The sequence below is a fragment of the Oceanobacillus neutriphilus genome, assembly GCF_014645515.1.
Taxonomy (GTDB): Bacteria; Bacillota; Bacilli; order Bacillales; family Amphibacillaceae; genus Oceanobacillus; species Oceanobacillus neutriphilus.
Genome location: NZ_BMLW01000001.1, coordinates 421934 through 440232, shown reverse-complemented (window position 1 = coordinate 440232; position 18299 = coordinate 421934). Strand labels below are relative to the sequence as shown.

The window sequence follows — 18299 nt, the reverse complement described above, 5'->3', positions numbered from 1 at the left end:
GGATTACAATGGACGTAATTTTCTGGATTGCCACAAATATTTTTGGACAGGCAGCAATGTTGCTGGGCTTTATCGTTCTTTTAGGATTACTTTTACAGAAAAAAAGCACCAGTCAGGTAATTAGCGGCACATTTAAAGCTATCATTGGATTTTTGATTATCTCCGCTGGAGCAGGCGTCATTACCGGTGCTTTGACAGTGTTTGAACCGCTGTGGAAGGAAGTATTTAATTTATCAGAAGAGCCGCTTGGAAGTTTTATGGGGCAGGAAGTGTTTAACGCAAGGTATGGAAGTGCGGTTACTTTGGCAATGACACTAGGCTTTGTAATAAATGTTCTCTTAGCCAGATTTACGAAGCTGAAATACATTTATTTGACTGGACATATGATGTTTTGGACGACGACCATTTTCGCAGGAATTGTGATTCAAACAGTTGGAGATGTTTCCTTTATTAAGCTGGTCATCTTCCTGGCGATTATTATGGGATTATACTGGACCATTCAGCCTGCATTAACACAGCCATTCATGCGGAAAATTATGGGCAACGATAATATTGCCCTCGGTCATACGTCTGCTTCTGTTTCTTTATTAAGTGCTTTAGCAGGTAAGTATCTTGGTAACAAAGAAAATGACTCTGAAAAAATTAAACTGCCAAAAGGACTGGAGTTTTTAAGAGATTCAAATGTTATTACAGCGTTGACAATGGGACTGTTATTTTTAGTCGGAGCAATTATTATTTCGTTTAAAGATACACCGGGAGCACAAGAGCTGGTGGCAGCTGCTGGAGAACAGAACTTTATTGTATATGCAATTATTCAATCCTTCACATTTGCAGCAGGTATTGCGGTTGTTCTTTTAGGGGTACGTATGTTTATCGGGGAAATGGTCCCTGCTTTTAAAGGGATCGCAACTAAAATTGTGCCGGGAGCAAAGCCTGCATTGGATAGTCCGGTTGTGTTTCCCTTTGCACCGAATGCCGTTATTTTAGGGTTCCTTGGAGCGTTTGTCGGAGCTTTAATCTGGTTAGTTGTTTTAGGGAATACCGTTAGTTATGTATTCGTACCGACAATGATTGTGTTGTTCTTTCACTCTGCAACTGCCGGCGTATTCGGAAATGCAACAGGTGGTGTCAGAGGAGCTGTCATGGGCGGATTTATTACCGCTACAGTCGTTGCATGGGGACAATTTATCATGGTGAAAATGCTTTTGCCAGGTACTGTTCCAGATACGGCCATGTGGGCAGCTGATTCAGATATGTTTATATTGGGGCCGATCATTCGGCTTTTAGCACAGCTACTCTTCTAAAATAAAGGGAAATATTTTAACAAAAAATGATTAACTGGAGTGATTCCAATGAGTTTTATCAGAACAATTCACGGTGATATAAAGCCATCAACATTAGGATTTACCTATTCGCATGAACATATCGTCTGCCGGCCGCCATACTGGGTCGAGCAGAAAAAGGATGATTTGCTTCTGGATGATAAAGAGAAGTCAAAACTGGATGTCCTGGATTTTCAAAAGCTTGGCGGACAGGCAATTGTGGATGCGACTGCTGTAGATTATGGACGTGATATTCAAGCAGTGAAGGAAATTGCGGAAGAGACAGGGATTACGATTATTGGTACAGCTGGATTTAATAAAAGCTTTCTCTGGGATGCGTCAATACCAGAGCATGTTAAAAAAGTGACCGGGGATTATGCGACGTATTATCAATGGATTGATGCAAAATCGGTTAATGAGCTGGCTGATTTTGTCATTCGTGAAATAGAAGAAGGGTTAGAAGGTACTGGAATAAGAGGCGGACAGGTGAAATTTGGTACCGGTTATAACCGAATAACACCTTTAGAAGAAAAAACATTGCGCGCAGTAGCGATTGCGCACCATGAAACAAAAGCCCCGATGCATTCCCATACAGAAGCCGGGACGATGGGACTCGAACAAATAGAACTGCTGCAAAAGGAAAACGTTAATCTGGAATATATGAGCTTTGGACATATGGATCGTAATCCGGACCCTTACTATCATGAGCAAATTGCACAAACAGGTGCATATCTTTCCTTTGATGGTATTTCAAAAATTAAATATGCTCCGGAAAGTACACGTATTCAATGTATATTGGATCTGGTTAAAAAAGGGTATGAAGATCAGATTCTCGTCAGTGGGGATACAGCAAGAAAGTCCTATTACAAGTATTATGACTATGGATTAGGACTGGAATATATCATTGGGAAATGGGTGCCGCGCTTTATTGATGAGGCATATAAAAACGGATTTGATGGTGAGAAATTAATCGATAAGTTCTTTATTCAAAATCCGGCCCGCTGCTTTACATTTAAAAAATAGAGTGTTGTAAACCATTTAAACTTTAAAGTGATAGATGAAAATTCAGGAGATGAAAAAATGGAATTCCAATATGAAAATTCATTTGAGGTAAAGGAGAAAATTAATCAATCTAAAATTGCTATTTTACCAATTGGTGCAGTAGAGGCACACGGACCACACTTACCGCTTGGAACAGATAATATTCTTGCAGAACGTTTGTCACAAAAAATAGCGGAACGTGTGAACGGACTGGTACTGCCTACTTTACCTTATGGTCAGGTGTGGAGTCTGCGTGATTTTCCGGGGAGTATTAATATAAGTAATCGCTCCCTTATCGCATTTCTGGTTGATATCGGAGAAAGTCTGTATAAACAAGGATTTAAAACATTTGCCATGGTGAATGGGCACTTGGGAAATCAGACTGCTTTAAAAGAGGCAGCCCGTGAATTATATGAATCTTGTCCGGAGTTACGTGTATTCTATTTCTTTTATCCAGGCATGAATAAGGCTGCAGCTGAAATTCGTGATAAAAATGCTTCTCACAATACTTATTTCCATGCCGATGAGATAGAAACATCTTACATGCTTTATCTGGCGCCCGAATTCGTAAATATGGATAAAGCTCCTGCCGATACACCTGATATACCGATGTATGCTGATGCTACGCCTACACCATGGGAGGCTTTCACAGAGTCAGCGGTGTTAGGAGACGCCAGTCTAGCAACGGAGGAAAAGGGAAAATATATTATCGATATAGCTTTAGAAAATATAATCAGCATGATGGAAAGTTTAGGAGAGATAAAGCAGAGAGGAGGATTATCATGATCCATCAGTATTTTAATCAAATTACAGATTTACTGAAAACAGTAGAAAAAGAAGAAAAGAAGGCAATGGCAGACGCAGCCCAAAAAGTTGCAGAGGCTATTCAAAATGGTGGAATTATTCATTTGTTCGGCTGCGGGCATTCGCATATTTTAACGGAGGAAGTCTATTATCGTGCGGGCGGACTGGTTCCAATCCATCCTATTTTTCATGAGCCGCTGATGCTTCATGAAGGTGCTGTCCGCTCATCAGACTTGGAAAGAAAAAATGATTACGCCAAGGTTTTTATGGAGGAGCAGGATATCCGTCCAGAGGATATTGTCATTGTTCTTTCCACTTCTGGAAGAAACCCTGTACCGGTTGACGCAGCAAAAATGGCTAAAGATAAAGGTGCTTTTGTAATCGGTATTACTTCCATTGCATATTCATCCAGTCAGCCATCACGTCATGACAGCGGGGAGTATCTGTATGATGCAGTGGACTTAGTTATTGATAATCATGCACCAATCGGAGATGCACTTCTGTCACATGAAAAAGTAAAAATAAAATTCTCACCTAGCTCTACTGTAATTGGTGCGGCTATATTAAATGCTGTTTTTGCAGCGTCTATCAAGCAGATGGCAGAAAACAATTATGAACCTCCTATTTTCTTAAGTGGAAACCTGGAAGGATCAGACGCACACAACCAAATTCTGATTGACAGATATAGAGAACGGGTAAACCTTTAAAAATCATATTTCCTTTATATTGGATTCAGCTAGAGATTCCGGCTGTTCAATATAAAGGATTTTTTAATATCAAAAAGCTTTGGAAATCGAAAATTAGTATTGTTTCATATTATTAGATAAAATAAATACAACACTAACGGCTTATTTTATATTAAACAATACATAAGGAGACTTTAATCATGATATCTGAATCTATCAAAGACAAGTTGAACGATGAGTTGAACGAAACCTGTAAAGGATTAAAAATCCCCGGTATGGCACTTTCCGTATACCGAAATGGCAAAAGTGTATATGAAAATTATTATGGATATAGAAATGTAGACGAAAAGCTACCTGTTACAAAGGATACTGTGTTTGGCCTGGCTTCTATTACCAAATCTTTGACATGTTTTACGATTATGATGCTGGAGGAGGAGGGTAAATTAAATAGCACAGATAAGGTGATAAAATGGCTGCCCAATTTGAAATGGCCAAGGGAAGATTACGCGAAACAGCTGGAAATCAGACACCTTATGTCCCATACCAGCGGATTGCCGGGATTACCTTCCATTCACAATGCCCGTATCAGAAGTATAAGAAATGATCCGGATGGTGAATTTTTATTTGGTAAATGGAATCCGGATGAGCAGACTATCATACAAACAGCGGATGAATTGATTGAACAAATAAGCAATATGGAGTTCGAATTGCTTGGCCCCCCTGGAAAAGTATTTAATTATTCCAATGAAGGGTTCGGGATGCTGCAAAAAATAATTGAATTGGCTAGCGGAACACCTTTTATCAAATATGTAGAAGAAAAATTATTTTTCCCGCTCGATATGCAAGATTCCTTTTTCCTTACTGAGTCGATTGCGAATAAAGAAAATGTAACGGAATTATATGCCTATAAAGAAAAGCAATCAGGTGTTTTTCACTCGCCGGCCTGGTGGGATGTAGGTGATATTTATACGAATGGATCATGGAAAACATCTGCCGAAGATTTAATGAAATTTGTAGAGCTGCTGCGTTTAAATGGCAATTTCTATGGCAAAAAGATTATAGCAGAGAATATGATCAAAAAAATGACTTCAACTGCTTTTCGTTTGCTTAATGGCGGGGATTATGGCTATGGGATTGAAATAAATTCTATCGGAGAATACACCCGGTTTGGGCATGGAGGCAGTGTAAAGGGCGTCTCTTCTAATTTTCAAGTTATCGGAGAAAAAGGAATATCAGCTTCCATTTTGGTTAATATGGCTGATGTCCCGGCAGAGAAAATATTAGTCTCTGTATTAAATACTATTTTAGAAATACCGGCAGCAGAGCTATTCAACAAAAGTCAGGTGCTGTCTGATAAATCATTGGATTTAAGTATCTTTTCTGGATTATATAAATCAGGAGAAGGAAATAAGGCTTCGGTATCCATACAAAATAATTTGCTTTACTTAAATCGAAATGAGCTCGCTACTTGCTTTTACCCGATATCTGAAAATGATTTTATAGCTGAAACAGGAGAGAGGATTTATTTTTCAAGGAACGGAGATCATGTGACTTCTGTTCTTATTGGGAAGAGAGTACTGGAAAAAGTGGATTGAAATACGCTATCAAGAAGCCAAATACAGTAACTAAAAACACATGGTTACCTTGTATTAATTTATTTTCTCCTGATGCTAATGTTGTGATAATAAAATAAAGGTGGTACCTTCACCAACTTATGATGGAGGTACCATGCCTATTGTTCACTTACTTGAGTGGTTCAAAAAGACGGCTTAGTTAGTTCTATTCAATAGCAGTATTCAACCCTAAAATGAATTACCGCTTTTTAACCATTATTCCTGTTAGTATATGATTAATTCACTTATTCATCGGAAAATCAAAATATCTATCTAGGTATAATATGGTGAGAATGGAAGTATTTTCTCCGCAAGTTTAGAAAAATCTAAGGAATTGATTTCTTCAATTGTCGATACATCACCTTCATCAAAAAACGGAGTTATCCCTCCACAAATACTTGCTGAAATAGCACCGATAGTGTCAGTATCAGCTCCTAAACTTGCACTGATTTTTGCAGCTTTCATTGGATCTCCCTTAGCAAGCTGTACAACTGCCAAAACTGCAGGAATAGATTCAATCGTTTCAACACCAGTCCCCAACTCGTTAACAATTCGTGTAATAGCGTCTTCCTCAATACAATTATGAACAATCTTATGCACATATTGAATTCGGAAGGATAGAGATGGACTTGGAAATTCAGCTCCATACCCTTTAGATTCTTCAGCTACTCTAACAGCAATTTCCCAAATTTCATCAATGTCTTTTCCACCAGCAGCAACATAGCTAATACAGGCTGCTACAACGCATGCTCCTGATACTGCTATTTCTGTATTATGCGTTGGTAAACATATCTCAAAAACATTTTCCATCAGCTTATCTAAATGCTTATAATCAGATACAAGACCGATTGGTGAAATTTTCATTGCTGCACCATTGGTTGTATTACCATACCCTGTATTGTTAACAGGAACTCCTTTTTTTATTGCTTGTACAGCTTTAAGTGTTGAGGGGCCAGAAACTAATTTGGAATCTTTTGCGTTAGAAATCCACTCTATCAAATGGTTAATATAATCCATTGCATTTAATTTCCCTTGGTTTTTGACAATGGATTCTAAAATCATGACTGTATTAATTGTGTCATCAGTAATAGAACCAGCTGGCAAATTCCTTGGAATTAATTGATTTTCTAAAGATGGCAATAAAGTTTTTATTCCATTCGGAAAACTTCTTCTTATTTGATTATAGGTCCAAAATTCTGTTGGCATACCGTAAGCATCACCAACAGCTCCCCCCATTAAAATACCTTTTATTCTTCTTAATAATTCACTATTGTTTGTCAAGCCATATTCCCTCCATCCTTCGCTAAATCACCTATACGACTTCTATTTTCATACTCTTTTAATTGGATTGACATTATTTCTCCTGAATAATCAATGAAATCGGAGTTTACAATTAAAATATTTTCATATTGATCTGCATTCGTAATGACTGCCGGTGTTTCAGCACTAAAACCTGCATTCTTAATCGCATCTAATTCAAATTCGATAATAGCCTCACCTTTCCTTACAAAATCGCCTTGTTCTTTTAATTTTTTGAAGTATTTTCCTTGTAAATTTACAGTATCTTTTCCAACATGAATAAGCATTTCTATTCCATCCGTACTTGTAATCCCTACAGCATGCTTTGTTGGGAAAATTGTTGTAACTTCTCCATCAAAAGGGGCTATAATTTGGTTTCCTTCTGGATAAAATAAAATCCCCTTTCCTAATAATCCATTTGCAAAGGCAGAGTCTGTTGCGTTTTCTAACTCTGTAACATTGCCTTTTAAAGGAGAGTGAATAACAATTTCTCCTAATCCAGACACTTCATGTTTCATTTTTTTTTCTTCCTCTGGCCCCGCTTCTTCGTTAAAAGTAAAATAAGTCAATAAGAATGAAATAATCATTGAAATGAGTACGCCAATAATTGAAATAATTAAACCTGAGTACTCACCACTAGGATTTAAAAATGAGACAAAACCAAATATGCCAACAACACCTGCATAAAAATCAGCTCCCAGTATTGAAATAAAAGTTCCACCAATAGCTCCGCCAATCATAGAAAATACAAAACGTTTTTTTACTGGAAGTGTAACACCATAGATTGCAGGTTCAATGATACAGAATAAAGCAGAAATTAATGCTGGAATAGCAATTTCTTTTTGGGCTCTTGACTTTGTTTTAAAATATACAGCTGCTACAACAGCGGTTTGGGCAAAAGAAGCAGTAAATAGCATCGGTAAAATATAATCAGAACCATGACTGCCCAGATTTTGAATACCTAATGTAATTAACGGCCAATGTAATCCAAGAATGACCAATGGTTGATATATAAGTGCTACAAGAAATGATGTTAAAATGGTTGATACTCCGTAAAGTGCGGAAAAACCATTTGAAATAAGCTCACTTAACATATTTGTAATAGGTCCAATAATTAATAAAGAAATAGGAAGTGTAATCAAAATTGTTAAAAAAGGAACCAGCGTGAAAGCCATCACAGAGGGAATCTTTCTTTTTAAAAACTGATTGATTTTCGATGCAAAATACACAATAAAAATAATCGGAATGACTGTTGATGCATATCCATTAGCCGGAAACATAATAGGGACACCAAAGAATGTTTGGTAAACAGGTGTAGATATGAATGATCCTTCAAAAAGTGTCTTTAGTACGTCACCACTTGCTAAGCTCTCCGTCATACCTGGAAAAACGAGAATTGTTCCGATAATAATCCCTATTGCTGGATCTAATTTAAACGCCTTTGCACTGGTGTAACCAAGAATCACAGGGAAAAAATAAAAAATGGACTGTCCCATTGCGTTTAGAATAATATAAGCTCCGTCGGTTTCTTGTAATAAGCCGGAGAATGTTAGTATCATGAGAACACCTTGGACTAATCCACATGCGAGTAATACTCCCAAAACTGGAGTTATAACTTTTGTAATTATTTCTATAATGGAGTTAATAGTTCCCTTCTTTTCCCCATTTTCAATTGTTTTTTGGGTTCCTATTTTTTCTAAAATAGAATTATAGACATCTCCTACATGAGTGCCAATAACAACTTGATATTGTCCTCCTGCTTTCTGAGCTGTTGCAATCGCTTTGTTTTCCTTTAACTTTGCTTCATTGACAAGCGTGTAATCATTTAAACTAAAACGTAACCTTGTCATACAATGTGTTAATCCAATAATATTATCTTCTCCACCAACATTTTCGATAATAAAATGGGATAGATCATCAAATTTCCCCATAAATAAACCTCCTCCAAATTTTTTATATAAAAAAGGCAATACTTAATAAAAGTGAAGAATCACTTTTATTAAGTATTGCCTGATTTAACAGTTACAATTTTCATTTATTTAATTAAGTATTCGATTAATATGAAGAATCAAGTAGAATCTCTCTTCATTATGGATTTTTATTTCTAATCGTTTTTCTAAATATATTATGATTTTATCAACACAAGCAGATAGCTTTGGATATTTTATATCAATATCCTCAAGCAAGTTGAAATTTTTTGAAGAGGGAAACTCACCCGCAAAAACTCTTCTCAAAAAAAATCTTAAATGTAATACAAAACGAGAAAAATAGGAGGAATCCTCGTTGAGCTCCATTTTAAAATGAAAGCGTATCATAGTTATAATGTCATGAATAATTTCTGTACTCCATACTGTCTGTTGCATTTCTTGACCATTTTGTTGGGCATTTACAAAATGAAGTGTAATAAAAGCTGCTTCATCTTCAGATAACATCATATTTTCATAGTAATGTATGATTTTCAATGATTCTAAAGCTGCTTCATATTCTTTTTTGTAAAATTGTTTTATCTCCCATAGCAACTCATTTTTAATTTTCGTATGATTTTTATTTCTTTCTAATGCATAAGTAATATGGTCTGCTAAGCCTATATAGACACTCTCATCAAATTTTACACCTAATTTTTTTTCAGCAGCTTCTACCATTCTATTTGTCAACTCTAAGTGATTAATAGGAATTTCATCTAATAGTTTAAAAAAACTATTCATCGTTTGAGCAGATTGCAAAACAAATAATTTTTCAATCATAGAATCTTCTATTTGATCTCCAATCTTCTTATTAAAAGCAATTCCTCTGCCGATAATAATATGCTCCAGATTTCGGGAGTTTTCAGCGAGCACAACATTATTATTATAAACTTTCTTAAGTTTCAAAATGAATTCACCTCCCCATCAATAAACTATAAAAATGAAAAAACAAGACCAACTAATATAGGCACAGTTAAATAAAGTGCCATACATTAATTTGATCTTGCCTGTGAGATACAGTTACAATTCAAAGATTAATTTAGATTATTTAATTATAGTTAAATCTTAAACATAAAACGCTTACTTGTCAATATTAAAAAAGTTGAAATTATGTTCGTTGCTTGTCAGAAATGGAGATATGCACCATTTCTGACAAGCAACGTAATTATAAACTTTTTGTTTACAAAAAATAAGAACGGGGAATTGTAATTGAAAGAAGAAGTGAGGAGGTCAGACGATGCTTTGGACGATTATCGTTATCATTTTAGTTTTATGGCTGCTGGGCTTCATTGGAGGAGTAGCCGGAAATCTTGTTCATATATTACTGGTTGTGGCTTTAATCATACTGATTGTCAAGCTTTTAACTGGGCGGGCGCCTTAGATAGGAGTTTTTAAAACGAAGAGGTGAAACTGCGGGGGGATTAATTATCTTTATTATCCCCCCATATATAAGTTAGTAGATTATACATAAGATAATTAGGCGGATAGAAATTGTTAATCGTTCTCAAAAAAAGACAGAAAAGAAAAATAGTAAACCTTATGAGTCTAAAAATGTGTTAAATGGTATTCGAGATTAGGAGGTATTATTCGCCCGGTATCTTGAGTACCAGTGAAAAATATTACCCCTTATCAAAGTATCCAAGAATGCTTAACATGGAGTTTAAAAGGTTAAAGCTTGTCTGAAAAGACGAGCTTTTTTTAATGCATTGCAACTGAGATACCAGCTTTAAGAATAGAGGGAGCTCTAAAATTATAAATGAAGGCTGATCAGTCAGTAATGTCCAGTTTATCTGGGCTTAAATGATACATACAAGTCGCAACATCTGCACTTAATTTATATTTTGCTTTTGTAGTGGGAAAAACCAAATATGAAATAAAAATTCAAAAGTTTTATATAATATATTGAATTTTTATTTCAAGTGGTATAAAATAAATTGTAATCAATTTAATAAAGCGCTTACAAAAAGGAGGGAAGAAATGCTTGGCGATTTAACTACAGAAAAGCGAAATGAGAAAACTATGAATCTTGATGAGATGTCAACAGAAGCATTCTTGAAAATCATGAATGGTGAAGATGCTAAAGTAGCTTACATTATAAAAGAAAATATCCTATATATAACAGAAGCTGTAAATAATATTATTACTTCATTAAAATCTGGTGGCAGACTGATTTACTTAGGCGCAGGGACCAGTGGAAGACTTGGCTTACTTGATGCTGTTGAGTGTCCTCCAACGTTTGGAACAGATCCCAAAGAGGTTATTGGCTTAATTGCTGGAGGTAACGAGGCTTTTATTCAAGCAGTAGAAGGAGCGGAAGATAATGAAGAATTAGGCAGGAATGATTTACAATCTATTCATTTAACGGATTCAGATATTGTAGTTGGCATTGCAGCAAGTGGACGAACACCATATGTCATAGGCGGTCTTCAATACGCTAATGATATTGGTGCAGCCACTGTTGCTGTCAGTAATAATAGGAACTCTACAATTGGAAGAGTTGCTAAAACAAAAATTGAGGTTGATTGTGGGCCGGAGGTTTTAAGCGGTTCAACAAGATTGAAAGCGGGGACGGCGCAAAAAATGATTTTAAATATGCTGTCAACAGCGTCAATGGTTGGTGTTGGAAAAACATATCAAAATTTACTGGTAGATTTGCAGCCAACTAATGAAAAACTTAAAGAAAGAGCAAAAAAAATTATTATGGAAGCAACCCAATGCGATTTTTCAACAGCCGAAGCATATTTCAAAATGGCAAACTATGAAACAAAGACAGCCATTATTATGCTATTGACTGATTTATCCTATGATGAGGCAGTTGAGTGTTTGAAGAAAACAGAAGGTTCTATCCATAAGACAATAGAAAAATAAAAAGAAAGGTGTGAAATCACTGTGGCAGTGATGGAGAAATTAACGTATGTTATTGAGGAAAAAGTTGCTCCACCTTTAATACGGATATCTAGAAATAGATACCTTGACTCAATCCAAAAAGCTTTTATAACGTTGATGCCATTTATTATTCTTGGATCGTTTTTTGTACTTTTAGGTTCTTTTCCGGTCCAAGCCTGGCAAAATTTGATTGAACCAATTTCTGGACATTTGTCCAGTGCAAATAACGCAACGATGGGGCTGCTGTCTATTGGTCTTGCAACAGGAATAGGGTATTTTTTGTCAAGTTTTTATAGTCAGCACGGTGAAAAGGTAGATCCATTTTCAGGTGCTATGATTAGTTTGTTTAGTTTTTTAATTCTATTCCCTGTTGGTGTAAGCGAGGAGATAGGTACCTATTTACCAGCAGATAATCTTGGGAGTACTGGTATGTTTACAGCTATTATTGTTGCAATTATCAGTACAGAAATTCATCGTTACTTAATTAAAAAAGACATTGTTATAAAAATGCCTGAGGGTGTACCGCCGATGGTTACAAATGCTTTTACTGCTTTAATACCAGTATTCGCTACCATGGTGCTTTGGTGGGTTCTGCGTTATATACTTCAAGTTGATGTTGCTGCTGTGATTATGGCTGGATTTGAACCAATCATTGCAGGAGGGACAAGCGCTGTCGCCCAATTTGGTGCTTTTTTTGTTGATCGTATCCTATGGTTTGTTGGAATTCACGGAAGTAATGTAGTTGGTTCAGTAATGACACCTGTTTGGATAGACATGCTAGGAGCAAATACTGCAGCTGCAGACGCAGGGGAAACGGTCCCTTACATTGCCAGTGCACAATTTATGGCTGAATTTGTCAGAGTAAGTCCGTTGCCGTTAGTTGTTCTCATGTTGATGTCAGCGGTTAAAAGATATAAAACTTTAGGAAAGTTAGCACTTGCTCCATCCATCTTTAATATTGCAGAACCGATTATGTTTGGGCTGCCAATAGTTTTAAATCCTATTCTATTTGTTCCATGGGTATTCGGTCACTTATTCCTGTTTATATTCAGCTACTTCATAATTTCTATTGGACTTGTGCCAGCACCTTTTGCTGCAATTCCATTTACAGTTCCAGGGCCTATTGCTGGCTATCTTGGAACAGGGGGAAGCTGGGCAGGCGCTTTGCTTGCGACTGTTAACCTTGTCATTATGTTCTTTATTTGGCTTCCATTTTATAAGGTTTTAGAAAAACAGACATTAAAAGAGCAGTATGAAAATGAAAAGCAAAGTACGGATTAATTTTAAGATGAGGTGATGAAGAAATGGACTCTGTGAAGATTAGAAATTATAGAGATGATGATGAAGAGCAAGTTATTAAAGTGTGGAATCAATGTCTAACGAAAGATCCGGTTAGTTCAAATATCTTCCATAAAAAAATATTATTAGATCCAAATTTTGATCCGGAATTATGCTTGGTTGCAGAGAATGAAAATGGCTCAGTGATTGGTTACTGCCTAGGAATGGTTCGCAAATATCCCTATGAGGACCGGGGGATGGAGCCAGAACGAGCATGGATTCCAGTGATGTTTGTCCATCCGGACTATCAACGGAAAAAAATTGGATCTAAGTTAGTGAAAATTATCGAGGAAAAGTTTGAAAACCTGGGAAAAACAAATATAACACTTGGTGCCTATAGTCCGAATTATTTCTTCCCTGGCCCTGACAAGGATGCTTACAGCGGTTCAATTCCATTTTTCGAATCATTTGGATATGAAACGTTAGGAGAAGCGGTGGGGATGGACATGGTTTTATACAATTTTACCATTCCCGAGGAAATCAAAGGGATAAGGGATGGCTTGAAGAAAGAACATGATATTCAGGTTATTCCTTTTTCTAAGAAATACACACTTTCCCTCATAGAGTTTCTAAAAGAGAATTTCTCAGGTGGATGGGTAAGAAATGTCCGTGAAACTTTAGAGAAATTTAAAGGTGAAGAACGCATCCTCTTAGCGATAGACCATCATTCAAACATTGTGGGTTATTGTCAGCGTGCTATTGACGATTTGGAAGGGCATTTTGGCCCCTTTGGGGTGTCAGAAAAAATGCGTGGGAAAAAAATAGGAAGTGTTTTGTTTTATGAAATGCTGTGGGACATGTACAGCAGAGGAATTTATCATGTCTGGCTTGCCTGGACAAATGGAGGTGCCCAACGTTTTTACGATCGGGCTGGCATGAAAGTCATGAAACGTCATGCAATAATAAAAAAGATTAAATAAAAGTTAACTACCTTATCACGCGGTTTTTAGCAGGTTTCATTTGAATATTTTAAAAATAATATTGACTAGGAGGATTTAAATTGAAGAAACAACATCATATTATGTCAATCGGAGCACATGCCTTGGACGCCGAATTAATGGCGGGCCCAGTCTCCATTAAGTATACGAAAGAAGGTCATCAGGCTTCGTTCGTGCATATTACAAGGGGGGAAAGAGGAAATAAGAATAAAACACCAGAGGAATATGGAAGACAGTTGGAAGAGGAGATGCCTAAAGTTGCTGAAGCGATGGGAGCAAAATCAATTTGGACTGGCTACGTAGCCGGCCAATTACCTCCCCAAGAAGAGATGGAAATGGACCTTTGTAAATTGTTTAGAGAAGAAAAACCAGATATTATCGTTACTCATTGGAGAGGGAGCCTTCACCCGCGTCATGTCCTGACACATGATATGGTCCTGACAGCTGTGAAAATGGCGGGAAATCCAAATGTCAAAACAGAGCAAGAACCTCACCATGTGGAGCATGTATACTTTGGAGAGAACTGTGAAGATTTAAACGGATTTCTTCCACAAATTTATGTAGATATTAAAGACACATTTAATCAATGGTTTGAAGCAGTTTCACATTATGAATTATTTAGAGCAAATGAAGCGAACGTTCCATATCAAGATTATTACCGAACCATGGCAACAATGAGAGCAATAGAAGTTGGTAATAGAAATCTTTCTTCTAAAGCGTTTATGCTCGCGACAAGGAAACAAGACTATTTACATTAATAAGGTGGGAGGATTACAATGATTGGCATTTCTGTTTATCTGTCAAAGGAAGACGAAGAATTTAATCAAAAGTGGATTGAAAAAGCAGCCCGAAATGGGTTTTCCTCCATTTTTACATCACTTCATATTCCAGAAGATGATACAAAGTCTTATAAAGAATTACTTTTTCATCTGGGCAGTGAAGCAAAAAAACACCAAATGGATTTATTTGCTGACATCTCCCCAAAATCATTTAAATATCTGGACATGGATATAAATAATGTGGATCAATTACTGGAATGGGGGATTACAGGCCTCCGGGTTGATTATGGTTTAAGTTTGGAAGAGATTGTTCAACTATCTAAAAAAATGAGAATCTCTTTAAATGCAAGTACATTAACAGATGAGATCCTGGAAAAATTAATTAATAAAGGATTAAACGTAGATAATACGGAGGCAGCACACAACTTTTATCCTCGGCCGGAAACAGGATTATCAAGAGAATATTTTATCGAAAAGAATATATTATTGAAAAAATATCAAATAGGAATATCTGCCTTTGTTGCAGGTGACGGAGTAAAAAGAAAACCATTATATCAAGGATTGCCAACATTAGAAGAACATCGGGACATGTCACCGGTTCATGCCTGTTTGGATTTAAAGAAAAATGGTCTTGTCGATGAAGTTTATATTGGAGATCCATCCTTAGCGGATGAAACACTAGAAAAATTTTCTTTCCTTACAGATGGTATTATCCCAATTAGATATAGGGGGGAAATCAGGCCGGAATTTGCCGTTTTTCATACGTATTTAGAAAATGTTCAGATTAATCGTCGAGATCCAGCGAGGGACCTGGTCCGTTTTGGGAAATCTCGTATTGATCTCCACGATAATGAAAATTTAAACCCGGCTCATACAACAGACCGTAAGAAGGGATCTATTACAATTGATAATAATAAGTATGGCCGATACGCAGGGGAAATCCAAATTACATTAACAGATCTGAAACAAGACGACAAAGTGAATGTAATCGGTGAAGTTATTCCGCAAGATATTCCACTGCTTGATTTTATCGATGGAGGCAGTCAAATTTTACTACAAAAAGTAATGTAGTAAGAATAAAAAAAGGGAGAGTGAAGGTTAACGTGAATATTTTATTAGTTTGTAGTGCAGGTATGTCAACGAGTTTATTAGTCACTAAAATGGAAAAAGCAGCTGAGGAACAGGGGAAAGATTATAAAATATGGGCTGTTCCTGAAGCAGAAGCAGCAAAACATATTTCAAATGCTGATGTAGTTTTAATTGGACCACAAATGAGATTTTGGAGAAAAGACGCTGAAAAGATTGCTCAACCACAAAATATTCCTGTAGATGTTATTGACACGGTAGCCTACGGGATGAACGATGGAACGGCAGTAATAGAATTTGCGGAAAAGCTTGTCAATAAGAAATGAGGCAAAAGAATGGAAGAAATGGAATTATTATATATGCAAATCATTAGTAATGCAGGAACTGCAAGATCACTCATTATTGAAGGATTACAGAAAGCAAGAGAAGGGAACTTTGCAGAAGGTGAGTCAAAAATGGATGAAGCAAATCATTTTTTTATTGAAGCGCATAAAATTCATGGACAACTCATTCAAAAAGAAGCCCAAGGAGAAGAAGTTCCGTTTTCTTTATTATTCATGCATGCTGAAGACCAATTGATGAGTACGGAAACGATTAGGCATTTGTCAAAGGAAATGTTTTTCATGTATACAAAGATGCATGCAAATAATAAATAAGGGCAGTCATGTTAAAGTAAAGATTTGAAAAACCAAAATATTCTATTTTCAAATCTTACCTCAAATCATGTGCTTTAGACCTTTTGTATTAGTGAAAGGACTTTGAATTAATAAGAAAAGTTGTGTTCCTTCTCTAAGGCTCACAGCTTTTCTTATTATGAAACGATAATAATTTTACATTTATTGAAACATGATTATAAAATCCGTGATGAAAGAGGTGTTTCCGGCTTGAATAAAGCAGCTGGTCAATTATTAATAGTTGGATTTGAAGGAAAGCAGATTACTCCTGAAGTGAAAGAATTAATTAATACCTATTATGTAGGAGGTATTATTTTATTCACCCGTAATATTGGTACCTCTGCTGAAGTATTAAATTTGACAACGAACTTGCAAAAAGAAGCTAAAAAAGCTGGTTATAAATACCCGCTATTGATATGCGTGGACCAGGAAAATGGGATTGTGCGCCGTTTGGGTGAAGGGACGACAATATTTCCTGGGGCAATGGCTCTGGGCGCTACGGATAACATTAGTAATGCATATGAAATTGGCTTTGCGACAGGGAAAGAATTACTTGGATTAGGGATAAATTGGAATCTGGCTCCTGTTTTAGATATAAACAATAATCCTGAAAATCCAGTGATAGGTGTCCGCTCATTTGGCGAGTCAGCTGAAAAGGTGGCACAATTTGGAAGAGAGACAATAAGAGGAATGCAAGAGGCTGGTCTAATAACTACCTTGAAACATTTTCCGGGACATGGTGATACAGATGTTGATTCCCATCTAGATTTACCTGTAATATCACATGATCTACAAAGATTGGAAAAAGTAGAATTGAAGCCGTTTAAAGAGTGTATTGCAGCAGGTGCTGATACAATTATGACAGCACATATCTATTTCCCTGCAATCGAATCAAAAGCAGGTTTGCCTGCAACGTTATCTAGAAAAGTTGTTACAGGATTACTAAGGGAAAAACTCCGTTATAACGGAGTAATAACAACTGATTGTATGGAGATGGACGCTATCTCTCAAACAATTGGAACTGAAAAAGGGGCCGTTGCTGCTGTGAAGGCAGGAGTTGATTTCGTCATGATCTCACATACTTTTGAACGTCAAAAAGGTGCAGTAAAGGAGATTATAAACGCAATAGATTCTGGCGAGATTGATATGAATTATATAACAGATGCCAATAAAAGAATCCAAAGCTTAAAAGAAAAGTATCTTGATTGGGATAACGTGCAGCTTGATGACGCAAAAGTTCCCCCCATAGTAGGTGGTAATGAACATAAGGAGCTTGCCGCAGAAGTTTACCGGAATAGTACAACCATTGTTAAGAATGATGGTTTACTCCCATTAGATATAAACGATAAGGTTCTAGTTCTTTATCCCGAAAACGATGAAATGGTGCGGGTAGAGGATCAAAGAAATATGGAATTTAATTTAGGAGAAGCAGTTCTCCGGTTTCATCCATTTGCTGATGTAGAACAATTGAATAACACGATATCAATTGATGAAATCAATGAGTTGGTTAAGAAAGTAAAAAAATATGATTCTATTATTATAGGCACTTTATCCGTGGCAGCAGAAAGTAGTCAATTAATGCTTATAAAAGAACTAATAGAAATTGGCGCCTATGTAGTGGTTGTGGCGATGAAAAATCCTTATGTTTTAAGGTATTTCCCAAAGGTGCCTGCTTATCTGAATACGTATGAATTTACTCCTTGTGCGTTGGAGACAGCTGCAAGTGCGATCTTTGGAAAGAAAGAAGTGAATGGGAAACTACCAATTACAATTCAGAATCAGTAATCGCAGTTATTAAGAATAGTTTAAAGTTTAGAAGAAATATATTAAGAGAGATTTAATTGATATCAGAAAAAATTTAACTATTGA

The 18299-nt window shown here is 36.4% G+C and carries 17 protein-coding genes; 14 read left to right on the top strand and 3 right to left on the bottom strand.

The window, feature by feature from the left end:
- Positions 1-8 precede the first annotated feature (8 nt).
- The 5 genes from ulaA to IEX29_RS02000 all read left to right on the top strand — a co-directional run bounded on the left by ulaA (position 9) and on the right by IEX29_RS02000 (position 5448).
- On the top strand, positions 9-1304 hold the full coding sequence (gene ulaA / locus IEX29_RS02020; protein ID WP_077601685.1) for a PTS ascorbate transporter subunit IIC: 1296 nt from the start codon (positions 9-11) through the stop codon (positions 1302-1304).
- Positions 1305-1352: 48 nt separating this feature from the next.
- Positions 1353-2345: a phosphotriesterase family protein gene (locus IEX29_RS02015; protein WP_188732858.1), complete on the top strand. Its 993-nt coding sequence runs from the start codon at positions 1353-1355 to the stop codon at positions 2343-2345.
- A gap of 57 nt (positions 2346-2402) precedes the next feature.
- A complete protein-coding gene (locus IEX29_RS02010; RefSeq protein WP_188732857.1) occupies positions 2403-3149 on the top strand; it encodes a creatininase family protein in 747 nt (248 codons plus the stop codon).
- The gene (locus IEX29_RS02005; RefSeq protein WP_188732856.1) at positions 3146-3874 is read left to right on the top strand and encodes an SIS domain-containing protein; all 729 of its coding nucleotides are present in this window, start codon (positions 3146-3148) and stop codon (positions 3872-3874) included. The genes IEX29_RS02010 and IEX29_RS02005 overlap by 4 nt, the downstream gene beginning before the upstream one ends.
- Positions 3875-4053: 179 nt before the next feature.
- On the top strand, positions 4054-5448 hold the full coding sequence (locus IEX29_RS02000) for a serine hydrolase domain-containing protein (protein ID WP_188732855.1): 1395 nt from the start codon (positions 4054-4056) through the stop codon (positions 5446-5448).
- Positions 5449-5739: 291 nt separating this feature from the next.
- Here the strand turns inward: IEX29_RS02000 and IEX29_RS01995 are convergent, their stop codons facing one another.
- The 3 genes from IEX29_RS01995 to licT all read right to left on the bottom strand — a co-directional run bounded on the left by IEX29_RS01995 (position 5740) and on the right by licT (position 9635).
- On the bottom strand, positions 5740-6747 hold the full coding sequence (locus IEX29_RS01995; RefSeq protein ID WP_229720049.1) for an ADP-ribosylglycohydrolase family protein: 1008 nt from the start codon (positions 6745-6747) through the stop codon (positions 5740-5742).
- Positions 6744-8696 (bottom strand): beta-glucoside-specific PTS transporter subunit IIABC, encoded by a 1953-nt coding sequence (locus tag IEX29_RS01990; RefSeq protein WP_188732854.1) that lies wholly within the window; start codon positions 8694-8696, stop codon positions 6744-6746. Before IEX29_RS01990 ends, IEX29_RS01995 begins: the two co-directional genes overlap by 4 nt.
- A 108-nt stretch (positions 8697-8804) precedes the next feature.
- On the bottom strand, positions 8805-9635 hold the full coding sequence (gene licT / locus IEX29_RS01985; RefSeq protein ID WP_188732853.1) for a BglG family transcription antiterminator LicT: 831 nt from the start codon (positions 9633-9635) through the stop codon (positions 8805-8807).
- Between the two features lie 331 nt (positions 9636-9966).
- On the opposite strand from licT, the gene IEX29_RS01980 reads away from it, so the two are divergent.
- The 9 genes from IEX29_RS01980 (at position 9967) to nagZ (ending at position 18215) form a co-directional block, all read left to right on the top strand.
- Positions 9967-10110, top strand: a complete 144-nt coding sequence (locus tag IEX29_RS01980) for a lmo0937 family membrane protein (RefSeq protein ID WP_139344732.1) — start codon at positions 9967-9969, stop codon at positions 10108-10110.
- 596 nt (positions 10111-10706) lie between these two features.
- Positions 10707-11597 (top strand): N-acetylmuramic acid 6-phosphate etherase, encoded by an 891-nt coding sequence (murQ, locus tag IEX29_RS01975; protein ID WP_188732852.1) that lies wholly within the window; start codon positions 10707-10709, stop codon positions 11595-11597.
- Positions 11598-11627: 30 nt separating this feature from the next.
- Entirely contained in the window at positions 11628-12896 is a 1269-nt protein-coding gene (locus IEX29_RS01970) for a PTS sugar transporter subunit IIC (RefSeq protein WP_077602191.1), read from the top strand.
- Positions 12897-12919: 23 nt separating this feature from the next.
- Entirely contained in the window at positions 12920-13873 is a 954-nt protein-coding gene (locus IEX29_RS01965; RefSeq protein ID WP_188732851.1) for a GNAT family N-acetyltransferase, read from the top strand.
- An 80-nt stretch (positions 13874-13953) separates the two neighbouring features.
- The gene (locus IEX29_RS01960) at positions 13954-14649 is read left to right on the top strand and encodes a PIG-L deacetylase family protein (protein ID WP_188732850.1); all 696 of its coding nucleotides are present in this window, start codon (positions 13954-13956) and stop codon (positions 14647-14649) included.
- A gap of 18 nt (positions 14650-14667) precedes the next feature.
- Positions 14668-15741, top strand: coding sequence for a DUF871 domain-containing protein (locus IEX29_RS01955; RefSeq protein WP_188732849.1), 1074 nt, complete (start codon positions 14668-14670; stop codon positions 15739-15741).
- A gap of 32 nt (positions 15742-15773) precedes the next feature.
- Positions 15774-16082 carry a PTS sugar transporter subunit IIB gene (locus IEX29_RS01950; protein ID WP_077601696.1) on the top strand — a complete coding sequence of 103 codons (309 nt, stop codon included), beginning with the start codon at positions 15774-15776 and terminating at the stop codon, positions 16080-16082.
- Between the two features lie 9 nt (positions 16083-16091).
- Entirely contained in the window at positions 16092-16412 is a 321-nt protein-coding gene (locus IEX29_RS01945; RefSeq protein ID WP_077601697.1) for a PTS sugar transporter subunit IIA, read from the top strand.
- 183 nt (positions 16413-16595) lie between these two features.
- Complete coding sequence (gene nagZ, locus IEX29_RS01940; protein ID WP_229720048.1) at positions 16596-18215, top strand: beta-N-acetylhexosaminidase; 1620 nt, start codon at positions 16596-16598, stop codon at positions 18213-18215.
- Positions 18216-18299: the final 84 nt, after the last annotated feature.